The sequence below is a fragment of the Chitinophaga sp. NPDC101104 genome (assembly GCF_050277495.1).
Taxonomy (GTDB): domain Bacteria; phylum Bacteroidota; class Bacteroidia; order Chitinophagales; family Chitinophagaceae; genus Chitinophaga.
Genome location: NZ_JBNNSF010000001.1, coordinates 4190488 through 4207381 on the forward strand (window position 1 = coordinate 4190488; position 16894 = coordinate 4207381).

Below are 16894 nucleotides of genomic sequence, written 5' to 3' on the forward strand. Positions count from 1 at the left end.
CCTATGCAACCTGTTATACTGCTGGCAGACGATAACGAAGAAATCCTGGACTTCGTTTCCTCCATCCTTCAACCCGAATACCAGGTCATCCGCACCGAAAACGGCCGCGATGCCGTAACGCTGCTGCACCAGGAGAATGTTGACCTCGTCATTTCCGACGTCATGATGCCGTTCATGGACGGTTTCGAGCTGTGTAAAACCATCAAGACCACGTTCGCCATCAGCCATATCCCCGTCATCCTCCTCACCGCGAAAAATACCCTCCGCTCCAAGATCGAAGGACTGGAAACGGGGGCCGATGCGTATATCGAAAAACCCTTTTCCACGGCTTTCCTCAAAGTCCAGATCGCCAACCTGCTCAGCAACCGCAATAAAATCCGCCAGTACTTCGCCAGCACGCCGCAGGCGCCCATCCAGGCGATGGCGCACACGAGCGAAGACGCGGCGTTCCTCAATTCCATCCACCAGTTCATTTTGCAGGAGCTGGAAAATACCGAGCTGGACGTGGAGCACCTTTCCCGCCACGTAAACATGAGCCGGGTGAGCCTCTACCGTAAGATCAAGGCCATCTCCGACCTCACGCCCCATGAGCTCATCAATGTTACCCGCCTCAAAAAAGCCGCGGAGCTCCTCACCTCACGGAACCTCCGGATTTATGAAGTGGCCATGATGACCGGGTTCAAATCACAAACCCATTTCGGCAAGAATTTCATCAAACAATTCGGCGTATCCCCCAGCCAATACGTGCAGCAACAACGCGGCATCACCGCGGAATGATCATCCTTTACCAGCTATTATTTATTGTTTTTCGATAAATTTATTTTGATTTTCGAAAAACACGATCTACTTTTGTCCTAACAAAAAAGAATTACCGATGCAAGGACAAAGAACTTTTACCGCTGTCAGGGCATTTGTCAACGTCGTCTATTATGCAGTGACGCTGCTGGCGTTGGTTGTCGTGATATTAAAATCCATGGCGTTCGTAATGGGCAGCAATGAACTGACGGATACCACCCGGCAATTGACCGTCAATTTCGACGTGAAGGCGTTCCCTCCCAAAGACACGCTGCCTCCGCAACTTATTTACGGCAGTTTGAAAAATGCGGCACTGGAGAAAAAGCAGGACATGTATACGCTCCGCACCACCGCCCGTTCCCCATTGGGCATTTACAGTTTCTTTATTACGATACTTGGCGCCATCGCAGTGATAACCGGCATGGGATGGTTGCGGAAGATTTTCAGGGATACTTCGGAGAAAGTACCTTTCCTTGCCATCAACGCCAAACGCATCCGTAATATCGGGCTGCTGCTCATTGCGGCAGACGCGGCGCGCCTGATCGGGTATTTCATTTTCAACCGGATGACCAATCCTTATTTCACGCCTTATTTCCAGCAGTTGGTGGATGTAGGGAACAGTTTCTGGATGGGACTGCTGCTCCTGGCGCTGGCCGTGGTGTACAAACGCGGTGTGGAAATTTATCAGGAAAACCAGTTAACGATATAAGTATGCCTATCATCGTCAATCTAGACGTCATGCTCGCCAAACGGAAGATGCAGCTGACGGAACTGTCGGACCGGATGGGCATTACCCTCTCCAACCTGTCCATTCTAAAAACCGGAAAGGCGAAAGCCATCCGGTTCTCTTCTTTGGAAATGATCTGTGAAATATTGCAATGCCAGCCGGGCGACATACTCGAGTACGTGCCCGACCGGCCGGATAAAAAAGGTTAAGGCTGCGCCATAGCTTTGCGGAGCATGTCCACGCTTTTGCGGACGCCCGTTTCCGCCGCTTCCTTGCCTTCGAATTCGATGGAGATATAACCTTTGTAATTCGCTTCGCGGAAGATGCGGACGATGCGCTGGTAATCGAGGTCGAGCGTGTACCATTCGCCGCCGCCGTAGTAGGTTTTGGCCTGCACGAAATCCGCGTAAGGCGCTACCATCTTCAGTTTATCGTACGGGTTTTCGAGGAAGTTGCCGGTATCGAGCAACAATCCCATCCAGGGCGAATCGATGGCTTTGCGGATGCGCAGCAATCCTTCGGGCGAAGACGTGAGCCCCCAGTGGTTCTCGATCGCCAGCATCACGCCGCATTCCGCGGCTTTGGCGAGGCATTGCCGGATGCTGTCGATACACCATTTGAACGCATCGTCTTCCGTGTATCCCGGGATGGCGGGCTCCACGCCGCGGGCGGCCATGAGATCGTCGAACGATTTGATGGTGCCCCAGCGCCCGGAGTTCAGGCGGATGCAGGGAATGCCCATTTTATAGGCCAGCTCGATGCATTTGATGGTATGGTCGATGTCTTTCTGCCGCTCGGCCGCGTCGGGCGACACGAAATCCTGGTGGATCGACAGCGACACGAGGTCTACTCCGTTGCGGAAAGCATGGCGTTTCAGTTTTTGCAGGTAGGCGTTGTCTTCGCTTTCCATCTGGCGGTGAAGGATGTCGACCCCTTCCACATCGAGCGCGGCGGCTTCATCGATCACTTTTTCGATGGGCACTTTCGGTGTTTTGAAATGCCAGTAGGAGTAGGTGGAAATCGCCAGTTTGAAGGGATTTACGGGAGCAGCGGGGCTCGTGGCGGCCGCTATGGCCGATCCTGCGGGGATGCCCAGCAGCGCGGCGCTGCCCAGGCCGTTCCGCATGAATTCGCGACGGGAGATAGACATATTCACTGTTATTTAAAGGGTTCCCTTCAAAATACACAAAATCTGCCACGCCGCCTGCGGCATTTTTTTTGCTGACGTATTGCTATGGACGTCATCCTCCACGAAATCGAAAAATTTACCGACCAGGCGCATGGCAGTCAAACCCGGAAATACTCGCCAGACCGCTACATCGTGCATCCCATGCGCGTCATGCGGATATGTGAAGGCTATACGCAGGCCACGCCCGTACTCGCCGCCGCCATCCTGCACGATGTGCTGGAAGATACGCCCGTCCACAAAAACGAGCTGGCGCGCTTCCTTCACGGCATCATGCCCCCGCGCGAAGCCGAGCGCACGATGCAGCTGGTGGTGGAACTGACGGACGTGTTCACCAAGGAAGCCTACCCCACCTGGAACCGCCGCAAGCGCAAGGCCGCCGAAGCAAAGCGCATCGCCGGAAACAGCCCCGAAGCGCAAACGATCAAATATGCCGACATCCTCGACAACTGCACCGGCATTTCCGGCCACGATTCCGACTTCGCCCCTGTTTTCCTCCACGAATGCCGGCAATTGCTCAATATGATGGACAAAGGAAACGCCGAGCTCAAAAAGCGCGCGGAATCCGTGATCGCCGAGGAACTGAACGCATTGTCCCAAAAACGCTAGTCCACAAAACTTTCCAGGAACGCCCGCGCGAAATCTGAGGCCTCCACCTTCCTGGCCAGGTTCTTTTTGAAAGGGACGCGCCTGGCCGGGAGGAACTTCGCGGGTTGCACGATGTGGTAAAACGGGCGGGAAACGTCCTGCGAATTGCCGAGAATAATAAAGGTGAGCTTACGGCCCGGCACCATGAGGAACAGCGCCGAATAACCGTACCACCAACCGGTATGCCACACCACTTTCTCGCCTTTGTATTTCGTTGTAAACCAGCCTTGTCCGTACTGGATGGACTTCCCTTTCGGGGTCACGAACGGCGTCCACATCGTGTCCCACTGCGCCGGAGTAAGGAACTGCCGTTCGTCGATCGCCACGGCGTATCTGGCCAGATCGGCCACATTGCTCACCAATCCCGCCGCCGGCCCGAAACCGTAATGGAAGTTTTTCACCTCTACCAGTTTGCGCTCCTTTTTGTTCCAGTCGTACGGAACGGCCATAGTGCCGGCGAACGCCGCGCTATCGAGCCCGGCCAGCCGGAAACTGGCGGGATCGTCGGGGCTGGGGGCCGTTTGTGACATACCCAGCGGCCGGATGATCCTTTCCATGAGCAGTTCCCCGAACGGCCGGCCAGCCGCCTGTTCGATCGCTAATCTCAACTGGTTGTACCAGCCGCCGTTGTAGATGAACGTCCGCCCGGGCCTGAAGCCGTTGAAATCGGTGCCCATGGCGGTATGGGTGAGCAAATGCTTCAGTTTGATGCGGGGATCGCTGCCCCAGCGGGCACCGAGCTGAATGCCGTATTTATTGATGGGATCGTTGATGGACAATTTGCCTTCGTACGCCAGCTGCATGAGGATCACCGCGCCGAAGGTCTTCGTCACGGAAGCCACCTGGTAATTGGTGTGCTCGTCTGGCACGATACCCCTGTCGATATCGGCAAAGCCGAAGCCCTGGCTCCAGGCGAGCCGGCCGTTGGCCACAATGCCTACGCTGAGACCGGGGATGTGGTACCGCGTTCTATACTGTTCGATTTTTTGGCGGAAGGAGGTCATGTATGCGGAATCCCCCAGCCGGGAAATCCGGTCGGTGGCAAGCTGCTGACCCGCCGCCGCGAGGGCGACGGAGAGCAGCAACTGAATGGTCAGGATGGAACTACGGAGCATATGGTCGATCTTTTTTTGACGCAAACATCCGTATCCAACGCATGAATAACTACTCAAATCGCGATTTGATCGTTCAATTTGCGGGATTTGAGTTTAAATAGTATGCAGATCAGTTCTTTTCGGAAATTTCCTTCACCGCGGCCAATGCCTTGGGCCACATGCCGGCGAACATTTCGGCGTATTCGCTTTTATCGTCGATATCCATTTCGATGAGCAGTCGCGTGCCGCCGTCGATGTCCTGCAGCCGGTAGTTTTCATGTGCACCATTCCATTGTTGTACTTCGGGGCTCGTGGTGTCTTCCACACCACCCATGATGGTGCCGAGGTGCTCGATAGACATGAATTCGTTGGGGATGTTCTCCGCGATCCGGGAAACCATGCCATCGCCGTTACCATCGGTGAACAGGGCGCGGCTGCCTTTTTTCCAGTCGGTCGTCACCTGTGAATTTTCGTTGAAGGCTTTGGTCCATTGCGGATAGGTTTCAACGCCAAACAGCGTATCCCATACTTTTTCCCGGGGTGCGCGGATGTCGATCTGGTGTGTTTGCTTGTTCATGACTCTGGATTTTGTTAGGTGAATGGATAGTGATTCCACACAACAAAGATGCCGAACGGGATCAAATCCGCCGCGGTGCGCTTACGACAAAAATGGGGGTTATTTTCGCCACAAGCAAGGTTTGTGCTTTTCTTAACGTTATTAAGCTTACCTTTACCACGATAGAAACTCACTGAATTCTTCTCTTATCACCGTCTCTTTTAGTGCTCCCTCTCTTTTTCTGACGGTCTTATCTCTTGAATTTGCTGCTTTTCACAACATCTTTCATCAGTAAGTTCAAAAATGCTTTTTATATTATTATTTTTTATCCTGCATTGGTATTTGTCGCTGTTCTCGCAGACTTTTTTTCAACACCGTTATGCCTCTCACCGCGCTTTCCAGATGAACCGTTTCTGGGAAAAGTTTTTCCATATATTTTCTTACGTCACCCAGGGGTCGTCATACATGAGCCCCCGCGCCTACGCGATCATGCACCGCATGCATCATGCTTATACGGACACGGAGAAAGATCCGCATTCGCCGCAATTCTCGCCCAATGTGTTCGCCATGATGTGGCGTACGCGCCGCGTCTATCTCAATATCGTGGGAGAAAAGGCCGAAGTGGAGGAACGTTTCCTGAAGGGTTTGCCGGAATGGCCCGCGTTCGACCGTTGGGCAGGCAGCGCCTGGAGCCGTCTGTTGTGGGTGGGGATTTACACTACGATTTTTGCGCTGTGGGCCACCTCTCCCTGGCTGTGGCTGCTGCTGCCCGTGGTGATCACGATGGGCGCCGTGCATGGCGCCATCATCAACTGGTTCGCACATAAATACGGCTACCACAACTTCAAGATGAAAAATACTTCCCGCAACCTGTTCAACCTCGATATTTTCATGCTGGGAGAATCTTATCATAACAATCATCACAAGCGTCCTTCCTCCGTCAACTTCGGTTTTCGCTGGCACGAGCTGGACCCGGTTTACCCGGTGATCAAGCTGCTGGCCTGGCTGCGGGTGATCCGGCTCAACAGGCCGCAGCTGGCGGAAGCGCATTAACTTTTTTCTTTTAATTCAAAAATAAGTTCACTATGAACCTGTATGTTTCCAATCTCATGTCGTCTCTGCGCGATGAAGACCTTTTCGATATTTTCTCCGCCTTTGGCCGTGTGGAATCCTGTAAAGTGATCGTAGATCGCTATACCGGCGTATCCCGCGGGTTCGGGTTCGTGGAAATGCCCGAGCGCCAGGAAGCCCTCGACGCCATCCGCGAGCTGGAAGGCCGCGACATCGAAGGCCGCCAGATCAGCGTATCCGAAGCCAAGCCTCGCGTAGACCGCGACCGCAGCGACCGCAGATACTAATCGCACATACCATATCAATGGAATAACAATCCCTTTGCCGCCGGCCAGCCTGCGCGGCAAGGGGATTTCTTTTTGAGACGGCCATTCTGATCAGAGATTCCTTTTCTTCAGTTCCCCCACCGCATGGTCAGCCGCCCTTGCCGTGAGCGCCATGTACGTCAGCGAAGGGTTCTGGCAGGCGTTGGAAGTCATGCAGGCGCCATCTGTCACGAATACGTTCGGCGCGGCATGCACCTGGTTCCAGGCATTAAGGACAGACGTTTTCGGATCGCGGCCCATGCAGGCGGTCCCCATTTCGTGAATGGCCTGTCCTGGAAAGGAGTCGCGGTTGAAGGGGGTAACGTTTTTCAGTCCGGCTGCTTCCAGCATGGCAACGGCTTCCCCATCCATATCCTTGCGCATTTTCTTTTCGTTTTCCTTGAACTCGGCATCGAACTGTAACACCGGCTGGCCCCAGGCGTCCTGTTTCGAGCGGTCGAGCACCACACGGTTGTCGTAATAAGGAAGGCATTCGCCGAAGCTCATCAGCCCCATCTGCCAGGGGCCCGGCTCCGTCAGGTAATCCTTGAAAGCCGCGCCTACACCCAGTTCCGCCACGCCCCTCGCCCAGTTGCCCCGCGCGCTGAAGCCGGTGTACTGGAACCCGCGGAGGTAATCGCGCTTGTCGCCGTTCAGGTTCACGAACCGCGGGATGAAGAACCCCGCGGGCCGGCGGCCGTAATAATATTTATCGGCGAACTCATCTGAAATCCCGCTGGCGCCGGCGTGGAAGTGATGGTCCATCAGGTAGCGGCCCACGATGTCATGATCGTTGCCCACGCCGTTCTGGAACCTCGCCGAAGTGGAGTTCAGCAGTAAAAAAGTGCTCGACATGGCCGAGGCGTTGAGGAATACGATTTTGGCGTAGTACTCCGTCATTTCTTTCGTGTGCTTGTCGATCACACGGACGCCCGTGATTTTCTGCGCCTTTTCGTCCCAGATGAGGGAATTGACGATGGAATCGGGCCGCAGCGTGAGGTTACCTGTTTTGGCAGCCGCAGGCAGGGTCGAGGAATTGCTGGAGAAATACGCGCCGAAGGGGCAGCCGCGATCGCAGAGGTTGCGGTATTGGCAACTGCCGCGATCGCCGATGGGCCGGGTCAGGTTGGCGGTGCGGAACATGGTCATCTTCCTGCCGGGGAACGCCGTTTCGATCCTGCCTTTCACGGCTTTTTCGAAACAATTCATTTCCATGGGCGGCTGGAAAACGCCGTCGGGCACCTGCGGGAGACCTTCGGCCTGGCCGCTGATCCCGGCGAAGGATTCCACATGGTCGTACCAGGGCGCAAGGTCTTTGTACCGGATCGGCCAGTCGACGCCAATGCCTTCTTTGGCGTTGGCTTCGAAGTCCTGCTCCCCGAGGCGCAGCGAACCGCGCCCCCACATAATGGAACGCCCGCCCACGATGTCGGCCCGCGTCCAGTCGAAGCGTTTGGATTCCGTGTACGGGCTGTCCGTATCTTTTATCCAGTATTTATCGTTGAACCCGGAGTACACCCTTTCGCGGGTGAGGTAGGGATGGTCTTTGACCTGGCCGGTCGTGAGCCGGCCGCGGTGTTCGATCTCCCAGGGGTCTTTCGTCGCGTTTTCGTAATCCTTGACGTGCTCGAATTGTTTGCCGCGTTCCAGCACGAGGGTTTTCAGGCCTTTTTCGCATAGTTCCTTCGCGGCCCATCCGCCGCTGATGCCGGACCCCACCACGATGGCGTCGTAGGTATTGGCTGCTTTTGCTTTCAGGTTCAGGTGGATCATCGTCGTATAGTTAGGTTTCTGCTTCCTAAACAACTAAAAATCCCCCAGAAATCCGCGCCAGCCATCACATTTTTGGTTATTCATGCACGTACCGCCAGGCGAAACGCGCGTTGGGCGCAGCGTCTCCTTTATCCAGCCAGCCGATGCCGCCTGCGCCCAGGGGGAAATTATCCGCCCATTTCAACTGCAACGCAAATTTACCGCCTTTGATGCCCAGCATTTTCTTCGGGATCGCCAATTCCAGTTCGTTGCCCCGCTGCCGGCATTTTATTTCACTGCCGGACGACCAGCCTCCCGCGCCGGTAAAGCGTTGCAGCGTAGCCACGTCCGCTTTTCCCGAAGGATGCTGAACGGTAAAGCCGAACCCTTCCCAGGTAGCGCCCTGTTGGCCTTCCACCTGCAGAAACAACCGCATCCAGTCGGGATCTGTGCGGGGCGACATATCCTCCGCCGTTTTCACGTAGCAGTAGATATTTTTCCCGTCGGATGCAACCGCCGCGGCGATGATGTCGTTCCTGCCGGTGGCGTTCGTATATGACTGGATGCGGCCCCAGCCGGGATGATCGCGGTGCAGCACGTCACCCCTGTCGTCCGTATAGCGCGTTCCGGCATCCGCCCAGTCCGAAAAATCCCCGTCCACCGTGATCTTATCCGCTCCCCTGGCCGCTTCCGGCTTGCGGACACCTTTGTATTGCCGGATGAACGACGCCAGCTGGTAATAATAATGATCGGCGGTGACGGCATTGGCCGGCTCCGCGTCCCTGCTGAATTCCGCGTTGTACAGGTCTACGAAGAACGTCTCCCCTTCCTTCGCTTTCTTCCCCAGAAAATCCTGTCCCGCGCTTCCTGCCTTGAACCGCATCGCCACCCATTCGTTCCATCCCGTCACGAACACGAACTCAGGGTCCACTTCCAGCGCGCGTTTCCATTGTTCTTCGAAATACAGTCCCTTTTCGGTCGAAGGTTTTTCCGGCTGTTTCCCGTTATGGAAACTCCGCCCGATGTTGGACACGGGATGTTCCGCCACGGCCACGCTGATCTGCTCCGGCCTGTCTTTCGACTCATGCCAGCCGTACGATTGCGGCGTATGATCGAGCCAGGTCCATTTGTCTTTCCCATCGCCGAACCATTTTTGCCCTTTGCTCCATGCCCACGATTGCCGCACGCTGAAAAACGCGCCGATCTCCGGCGTCACCGCTTCCGGCGGGCACAGCAGCAGGGGTTTGCCTTTCCAGTAAAACCACAGGTCTTTGAACAGTTCCTTTTTATAGATCGAATGGTAAATGTTCTGCACGGTTTGTTCCGGCGCGCTGTTCACGATAAACGCGATCGACGGCGCCGCTTCGCCTGCTGCCCGGAGTTTCCGGTACGTTTCCGCGATTTTGGTGACCTGCGGAAGGTAAATGGGCCCGTTGGTAACATCGAAGATGATCACGTCGATGCCTGCATCGGTAAGCATTTGCGCGTGTTTCCGGATGATCCATTCGTCGTCCGGCAGGTAATACCCGAAGTAAGGCTCGCCCCAATGGTGGAACGCGTGCACCGGGCCGTATTGGGGGTTGGCGGGATTTGCTTTCAGCATTTCCGTGATGTCGTAGGGGCTCACCGTATCGCCCGGCGATTTGGGGACTACGCCGCCGCCCGGTCCGCCGGCAACGTGCCGGTCGTAGCCGTGCGCGCCTTGCCAGATGAAATAGAAAATCCCGACGTACCGGTCTTTTTTCGGGGCGGGATAGCTCCCCGGCACAATAGTCCTACCCAACCCGTCGGTAGCCGCCCATTCATCGGCCCGGTGCGGCGGAACGGCCACGGGCGTTGTGCCCTGCTGTGCAAAAACCGCCTGCGCGGCCATGATGGCGGCGCAGGCGGTGAAAATGATCTTATTCATGATGCGATTGCATGGTTTTCGTTATTCGTTCCATCCCGGGTTTTGCCAGTTCACACCGGTCAACTCGCGGATTTTATCTGCCTCGCCCTGGTCGAGCGGGTACAGGAGGAACCGGTCTTCGTTAGATGCGCGTGCGGTAAATTTAAACCGCTGGTAAGACAAAACATCGTTGGTTTTCGTGATCCGCATGCCGGTCACGAATTGGTCTGTCTGTTGCAGGATTCTCCATCTCCGTACGTCAAAGAAGCGATGCTCTTCGAAAGCCAGTTCCACCGCGCGTTCGTTCCGGTATTTCTTCTCGAAGGTTTCCTTGCTCATCCCGGCCGGGAACGCCGGCATACCGGCCCTTGCGCGCACGGCGTTCACCGCTTCGCGGGCGCTCATGCTGAAGGCACCCATCGTCACCTTCGCATCCGGCCCCACGGCCTGGTTGGCGGCTTCGGCGAAATTGAGGTACAGTTCTGCGAGGCGGATGAGGCGCACGGAGCCGTCGGCGTTCGCGTTCTGGGCCGATTTCCAGTTGTTGAACTTGCGGATGTAATAACCGGTGCGGGTATTGCGCCGGTTATCTTCGCTGATCCCTTCCGTTCCGCCGACGAACGTTTCGATCTTTTTCCCGGCGGGCTGATCGAGCCTGCGTACAGCGCCGTTGTACCAGATCGACGCATAAAACCTGGGATCGCGGCCGGCGTAGGGGTTTTGCGGATCGTACCCGGAAGCCGGGTTGATGATGGGCACCAGCCTGTCGGCATCGCTGTAGCCGAGGATGGGCGCTTCGCCGTTGGCCATTTCGTACCGGTCGATCATCTCCTGTGTGGGATTGGGCCCGGCTTTGGTCATGCCCGGCGTGCTGGGCAGGCCGGCGTTTTGCCACATGGCCATCTGGCCGCCAACGTGATAGATGGTTTCTTTGTCGCGGGTGCGCATGTCGTTGGAAGTGATGAAATGGTACAACGCATACCCGTTCTGCGCAATGGCGGCATCGGGCACTTCGCTGAAGAGGCTATAGCCGTTGGAAAGACAGGCGCCCAGCGCTTCTCCGGTGGTTTGGGCAACATCCTGCCAGGAATACGAACCATCGTTCCAGAGCGGGCTCGCGGCATAGAGCATCGCCTGGGATTTGACGGCGTAGGCTACGGCGCGGGTCATGATACCGTACTGGTTTTCGTAGATATCCCAGTTGAAGCCCGGCCGGCCGGGAGGTACCATCAGCGCCAAATCGCATTCCTTCACGATGAACGCTACCACTTCGGAGAACTTCGCGCGGCGGTCTTTCGAGAAATCGTACCCGATGGGCAAAGGCTTATCGAAAATGGGCACGCCGCCGTACCGTTTGATGAGCTGGAAGTAATACAGCCCCCGCAGCGCATGTGCCTGCGCCACCCAGGAATTCCGCTCTTCCGGTGTGGCCACGATATTGGCGGAGCGGATGCCGCTGAGGAATACGTTCGTTTTGCGGATGCCTTCGAACAGGCGCTGCCAGGGCTGGCCATCGGAAGATTGCCCCGCATAGCTGGAGGCCGTTACATCGCCGGCGTACCAGGCGCGGTAGCGGGAATTGGCAGTGATATCGTCGCAATCCTGCGCTTCGTCGGTGAACGACGAGCGGTCTACATGCGGCCCGGGAACAAAACCGTAGCAGGAATTGAGGTACCCGCGCGTGTAGTCGTAATCGTTAAAAACTTCTCCCAGTGTGATGCGGCCGTCTTGCGGCAGGTCGAGCTGCTTGTTGCAGGCCAGGGCTGCGGCGGCGAGGAGGAAGGGGAATAATTTTTTCATGCCGTTATTTTTAACATGTCAACGTCTCGGTGATTAGAATTGCAACTGAACGCCCGCGTTATACACTTTGTACACGGGGAACGAGCCATAGCCGCCACTTTCGGGGCCGAAGTCGGAAGTAGGGAGCTTATCCCAGGTGAGCAGGTTCTGCCCGCTGAGCATGACCCTGACTTTCTGCGCCGCGAGCCTCCGGGCCACGGATTCCGGCAACGTCCAGGCGATCTCGGCATTTTTGAGGCGGAGATAGGAACGGTCGTAGAAATAGAACGTGTTCGTTTCATGATTGACCGTTTTCACCATGGAAAGCGCGGGGTAGGAAATCGGCTCCCCTGCTGCGAAACGCTCGGCCGTCCAGGCATTGCGGTGGAGCGAGCCGTATACCCCGTCGAATTCCGTTTCCCGGACGCCCAGCCCGGAATAGGACGTAGCATACTGGCCGGTGCCCTGGAACAGGAAGCTCAATTCCACCGAACGGAACTTCACCCCGCCGTTGATGGCGTATTGCTGCCGCGGCGTGTTGCCGTAGCCCATTGGCGCTTTGTCTTTCTGGTCGATGATCTTGTCGCCGTTGAGATCGGCATAGCGCAGGTCTCCCGGGCGCGGGGTGCCGAAGGTATACGTCAGCCCGCTTTGCGTGATCTCGTCCTGCGAGTTGAAGTAGCCGTTGCCGTTGGAGCGGTCTACCACGTACCCGAATTCCGTTCCCAGCGAAAATCCTTCTTCCCAGTTGCGGTATGCGTAATCCGCCTGACGTTTGGCCTCGTTCCAGCTGATGATGGTGTTTTTCGCATGGGCGAACCATCCGCCCAGGTGGAAGCTCCAGTCGCGGCCCAGTTGTTTGTAGAAGGATGCGGTGATCTCGAACCCTTTATTTTCGAAAACGCCCATGTTCGTGCGGGGATAATTGCCTAACGGGATGCCCTGGTACTGGGGGATTTTGTTTACGGCGCCCACCACCATGTTCGTCATTCTTTCCTTGAACACGTCTGCCGTGATGTGGACCATATGGAACAGTCCCAGGTCGATGCCGGCGTTTTGTTTGGTAGAAACTTCCGCGCGGATGCCGGGGTTACCTACGAGGTTTTCGGTGATGTTGTACTGGAGGTAGCCGAGCGGGCCGCCGCCGCCGAAGGTCACATTATCGAGGTAGGCGAACCGGGGCAATCCCGTTCTGTCGTTGGCCGTTTTGCCCCAGGAGCCCCGCAGCTTGAGGAGGCTCAGCCACTTCGCCCCTTCCATCCACCGCTCTCCCGTCAACAGCCAGGCGGCGGAAACCGCCGGCGTACTGGTGAACCGCACATCTCGGGCGTACTGCTCGGAGCCGGAGCGGCCCAGATCGAGCTGGAGGAAATATTTACCGGCATAACTGTAAGCCACTTCCCCGCCCAGGCTCAGCCGGTTGTACGGCAACATTCCCGGCGCGCCGTTGTCTGCCGTGGTGAGGTTCTGGAAATACCCGAACGCCACCGCGCCGATGTGATGCCTGCCGAAATCGCGGCTGTAATCGAGCTGGCTATGATACGTCAGGTGATAATAGTAACTGTGCGTTTTCCCGTACCCGAGCGGCGTATTCGTTTCCCCGCCTTTCTTCTGGAACGCGAGCGTATCGCGCCGGTCGGTGCGCATCCAGCGTTCGTAGTTCTGGGTGGTGGAAAGACTGCCCACGGAATTGGTCTGGTAGGCGAAGGTGCCGGTGAGCGATAATCCCTTCGTCAACCACGACAGATCGGCTTCCACGCCTACCTGCGAGTTGATGTTCACCACGGTATGGCGGAAATACCCGGAACGGTTGAGCATGCCGTAGGTGGGCGATCCGATTTTGTCGGTCGTGATCACCTGGCCGCCTGCCGGGGAACTTTTGCCCGAGGGGTCGGTGATGGCCGGCGTGAGCGGACCGTATACCGTTGGCGCCATCTGGAACAGGCTCGTATACACCGTGGCGTTACCGGAGCCGGGCGTGCGCTCGCGCTTGATGTTGCCGCTCAGGCGCAGGAAGGCTTTGATGTATTTGTGCAGGTCCATGTCGAGGTTAGACCGGTAGTTCACCCACACGTTGTTGGCGTCCGATTTGTATTTGTCGGTATCGATGTTCCATTGCCCGCCCTGGTGCATGACGTTCAGGTTCGAGAAATACTGCACGCGGTCGTTGCCGCCGGTTAGGCTGACGTTCACCCGTTCCATCCGCGCAAAGTCGCGCATGTAGCGGTCGTACCAGTTGTTTTCGGGGTACAGGTTGCGGTCGGAGCCGGTGCGGAACCCTTCCATCTGCGTTTCATTGAATATCGCGAAATCCCCGCGGCCATCGTTTTTCGCGGCCTGATTGCGCATGGTGGCGTAGTCGTAGGAATTGTACCAGGTGGGCCGGGTGCTCACTTCCTGCAGCGACTGGTCCAGCCGCACATCCACTTTCAACGGCCCCTTTTTCCCGCGCTTCGTGGTTACCACGATGATGCCGTTGGCGCCCTGGATGCCGTACAGGGCTTGCGCCGCCGCGTCCTTGAGCACGGATACGGATTCGATTTCCGCGGCGGTGATGTATTCCAGCGTTTGCTGGCTGTTGTAGGAAACGAGCGTGCCGTCCATGATCACCAGCGGCCCCTGTTTGCGGGCGGAAGATAATCCGCGGATGAACATATCGGTGCTGGCGCGCGAAAGTTCCGAGCCGGTTTCCTGTGTGAAAAGGCCCGGCAACCGCCCGGCGAAGGTCATGCTGAGATTGGCGACCGGCGAGCGTTCCAGCGCTTCGCCCGATACGGTGGACACGGCCGCGGTGAGCGACCGGCGGTTGGGGGAAGTATATCCGAGGAACACCGGCTCATCCAGCTGATGCACGTCTTTTTCCAGCACGATGTCGGTTTCGGCACCCGGTTCCACGGTATCCCGCCGGTAACCGCGCATCCAGACGGTGAGGGTAGCCTGGGCCATATCTGCCGGTAAGGAGAACTTCCCGTTGGCGGCGGTGGAAGTGCCGGTGCGCCCGTCCAGCGACTGAATGGTAACGCCTGCCAGCGGACGGCCCTGCGCGTCTGTCACGCGGCCAGTCCGGAAAACGCCTGCCTGCTGGGCCGAAGCGGGGATCGCAGCGGAGGCGAAGAGTGCCGCCAGCGCCAGCGAAAGTATATGTTGATGTCGTTGTTGCATGTGATTGAGGTTTCAGTCAGAAAACGATCCCGCGCTTACCAGCCGGGGTTTTGCCAGTTTTGCCCGGTGATGGAGCGCAGGCGGTTGGCCTCGTCCAGCGGCAGGGGCAGGTACAGGAACTTCGCCGTATAGTTCTTCCGTTCCACTTCCCGCACCGGACGGCGCTTGTAAGTGTACGTCCCGTCATCGTTGCGGGTGATCTCCATCGCCGTTACCCATTTGTCGGTTTTGGCGAGATCGCCGCCGGGGGCCGTCCATCGGCGCACATCGAAATAACGGTTCTCTTCCAATGCCAGTTCCACTCTCCTTTCGTTGCGGATGCGGGTGATGAGCTGTGTTTTGGAAAGTGAGGCCGGCAGATCGGGCATGCCGGCGCGGGCGCGGATCTCGTTCACCGCGGTCCTCGCTTCGTCGAGCTTACCGGCTTCTGCCGCGGCTTCCGCGAAATTCAGCACCATTTCCCCCAGGCGGTACCATTTATGCGGAGCGCCAGCCACACCGTTATCGTCGCCCGAAGTCGGGTACAGGAATTTGCGCTCGTAATAACCGGTGCGGGTGGCGCTTCTCACCGATGCGTGAATGCCGGTAAAAGGCTCTCCAACATATGTGGTGATGATGCGCGTACGGTTCCCGATGCCGGCGGGATAGTTTTCCGGTGAAGCCGCCGTTTCCGCGAAGCCCCATCGCGCTTTCCGTTTGGAGCCGTTGTAGTAAATGGTGGCGTAGAAACGGGGATCGCGGTTGGCGTACGGATTGGCGGCGTCGTACAGCGTATTGTCCGGGTTATAGTTGGGCTGGGTATGCTTTTCGTCGAGATAGGGATTGTCGAGGTTGAGGACGGGCTTGCCGTCGGAGGTCTCGTAGGCATCCACCAGCTCCTGGGTTGGACAGGTACCGGATTTGTACCCGTTCTGCGCCCCCACGCCGTCTACGTGATAGATGTTGCCGGTATTGCTGCGGTGCTGATAGATGGTTTCCTTGTCGATGGGATTGTCCTGGTGCTTCATCGGCTGTGTGAAATACTCGTTGTACAGCGCGGTGTGCGGGTTGAGGTTGGGCCCGAGATACGCGTCGGGAACGAGGTAGAGATGCGGCAGGTTCACTTTGTTGTACAGCTCGTAGCCATTGGCGCGCAGGCTGGCGAGTGCCTGTTTGGTGACGTTGTAGGCTTCGTCCCAGTGGTTTTGCCCGTTGTTGTAGAGCGGACTGGCCGCGAACAGCATCATCCGGCTTTTGATGGCGGCGGCGAGGGCTTTGGTGAAGCGGCCGGCTTCCGCGTCTACGGTGATGCGCCAGGGAATTTCGGGTGTAGCCAGGGCCGCGTCGCAATCTTCCATGATGAACTTCGCTACTTCGTAATAGGTGGCTTTTTTCAGGTTGGAGAAATCGTCGGTGAATTTGTGCGGCGCCTTTTCGATGGGAACGGATGGCCCGTACCAGAGCAGCAGTTCCGTGTAGTAGAACGCGCGGAGCAGTTGCGCCTCCCCTTTCCAGCGGCTGCGCTGCGCCGGATCGTCGACCGTGGCGGTATCGATGCGGCTGAGGAAAAGATTGAGGTTGCCGATGGAGTTCCAGTAACGGTTCCAGTAGTTGCCGTTGTTCTGGTCGATGCTGGCGGGATTGTCGACCGGATGTGCGCCGGGCGCGGCGTCGCCATTGTACATCCTTCCGGAAATGAGCGTGGGCTCGGCTTCGGCGTCGGTGTCCCAGGCATCGTCGCTGAGGTTGACGGGCCCGCGGGAGGTGAAAAAATATCCCAGCCCCTTGCTGGGCACGTTGGCGTAGCAGGAATTGAGGAACGCCGCCACTTTATTGTTGTCGCTGAAGATTTCGTCCATCGTCAGCTTCCCGTCTGGCGCCATATCCAGCGCCTTGTTACAGGATATGGCCACGATGGCGCACATCAGCAGAAAGGCATATTTCGATTTCAT

The 16894-nt window shown here is 57.1% G+C and carries 14 protein-coding genes; 6 read left to right on the forward strand and 8 right to left on the reverse strand.

Going from position 1 to position 16894, the window contains the following annotated elements; all coding sequences use genetic code 11:
• Positions 1-3: 3 nt before the first annotated feature.
• The 3 genes from ACQKLP_RS16835 (at position 4) to ACQKLP_RS16845 (ending at position 1731) form a co-directional block, all read left to right on the forward strand.
• Complete coding sequence (locus ACQKLP_RS16835; RefSeq protein WP_427323957.1) at positions 4-777, forward strand: response regulator transcription factor; 774 nt, start codon at positions 4-6, stop codon at positions 775-777.
• Positions 778-874: 97 nt separating this feature from the next.
• Positions 875-1504, forward strand: coding sequence for a DUF2975 domain-containing protein (locus ACQKLP_RS16840; RefSeq protein WP_427323958.1), 630 nt, complete (start codon positions 875-877; stop codon positions 1502-1504).
• Positions 1505-1506: 2 nt separating this feature from the next.
• Positions 1507-1731 (forward strand): helix-turn-helix domain-containing protein, encoded by a 225-nt coding sequence (locus ACQKLP_RS16845; protein WP_427323960.1) that lies wholly within the window; start codon positions 1507-1509, stop codon positions 1729-1731.
• Here the strand turns inward: ACQKLP_RS16845 and ACQKLP_RS16850 are convergent.
• Positions 1728-2672, reverse strand: a complete 945-nt coding sequence (locus tag ACQKLP_RS16850; RefSeq protein ID WP_427323961.1) for a sugar phosphate isomerase/epimerase family protein — start codon at positions 2670-2672, stop codon at positions 1728-1730. The genes ACQKLP_RS16845 and ACQKLP_RS16850 overlap by 4 nt on opposite strands.
• Before the next feature lie 84 nt (positions 2673-2756).
• On the opposite strand from ACQKLP_RS16850, the gene ACQKLP_RS16855 reads away from it, so the two are divergent.
• Positions 2757-3317, forward strand: coding sequence for an HD domain-containing protein (locus ACQKLP_RS16855; RefSeq protein WP_427323962.1), 561 nt, complete (start codon positions 2757-2759; stop codon positions 3315-3317).
• On the opposite strand, the gene ACQKLP_RS16860 is transcribed toward ACQKLP_RS16855, so the two are convergent.
• Together ACQKLP_RS16860 and ACQKLP_RS16865 are read right to left on the reverse strand one after the other, a co-directional pair.
• On the reverse strand, positions 3314-4471 hold the full coding sequence (locus tag ACQKLP_RS16860; protein ID WP_427323963.1) for a serine hydrolase domain-containing protein: 1158 nt from the start codon (positions 4469-4471) through the stop codon (positions 3314-3316). The two genes, ACQKLP_RS16855 and ACQKLP_RS16860, sit on opposite strands and share 4 nt — an antisense overlap.
• A gap of 109 nt (positions 4472-4580) precedes the next feature.
• Positions 4581-5027, reverse strand: a complete 447-nt coding sequence (locus tag ACQKLP_RS16865; protein ID WP_427323964.1) for an SRPBCC family protein — start codon at positions 5025-5027, stop codon at positions 4581-4583.
• A 282-nt stretch (positions 5028-5309) separates the two neighbouring features.
• On the opposite strand from ACQKLP_RS16865, the gene ACQKLP_RS16870 reads away from it, so the two are divergent.
• Together ACQKLP_RS16870 and ACQKLP_RS16875 are read left to right on the forward strand one after the other, a co-directional pair.
• Positions 5310-6059, forward strand: a complete 750-nt coding sequence (locus tag ACQKLP_RS16870) for an acyl-CoA desaturase (RefSeq protein WP_427323965.1) — start codon at positions 5310-5312, stop codon at positions 6057-6059.
• A gap of 32 nt (positions 6060-6091) precedes the next feature.
• Positions 6092-6364: an RNA recognition motif domain-containing protein gene (locus ACQKLP_RS16875; protein ID WP_427323966.1), complete on the forward strand. Its 273-nt coding sequence runs from the start codon at positions 6092-6094 to the stop codon at positions 6362-6364.
• A 90-nt stretch (positions 6365-6454) separates the two neighbouring features.
• Here ACQKLP_RS16875 and ACQKLP_RS16880 read toward each other — a convergent pair whose 3' ends face one another.
• From ACQKLP_RS16880 to ACQKLP_RS16900, 5 genes are all read right to left on the reverse strand, one after another.
• Positions 6455-8155 carry a GMC oxidoreductase gene (locus ACQKLP_RS16880; protein ID WP_427323968.1) on the reverse strand — a complete coding sequence of 567 codons (1701 nt, stop codon included), beginning with the start codon at positions 8153-8155 and terminating at the stop codon, positions 6455-6457.
• Positions 8156-8231: 76 nt separating this feature from the next.
• Positions 8232-10043, reverse strand: a complete 1812-nt coding sequence (locus tag ACQKLP_RS16885; protein ID WP_427323969.1) for a hypothetical protein — start codon at positions 10041-10043, stop codon at positions 8232-8234.
• A 21-nt stretch (positions 10044-10064) separates the two neighbouring features.
• Positions 10065-11822, reverse strand: coding sequence for a RagB/SusD family nutrient uptake outer membrane protein (locus ACQKLP_RS16890; RefSeq protein WP_427323970.1), 1758 nt, complete (start codon positions 11820-11822; stop codon positions 10065-10067).
• 33 nt (positions 11823-11855) lie between these two features.
• A complete protein-coding gene (locus ACQKLP_RS16895) occupies positions 11856-14963 on the reverse strand; it encodes a SusC/RagA family TonB-linked outer membrane protein (RefSeq protein WP_427323971.1) in 3108 nt (1035 codons plus the stop codon).
• 35 nt (positions 14964-14998) lie between these two features.
• The gene (locus ACQKLP_RS16900) at positions 14999-16894 is read right to left on the reverse strand and encodes a RagB/SusD family nutrient uptake outer membrane protein (RefSeq protein ID WP_427323972.1); all 1896 of its coding nucleotides are present in this window, start codon (positions 16892-16894) and stop codon (positions 14999-15001) included.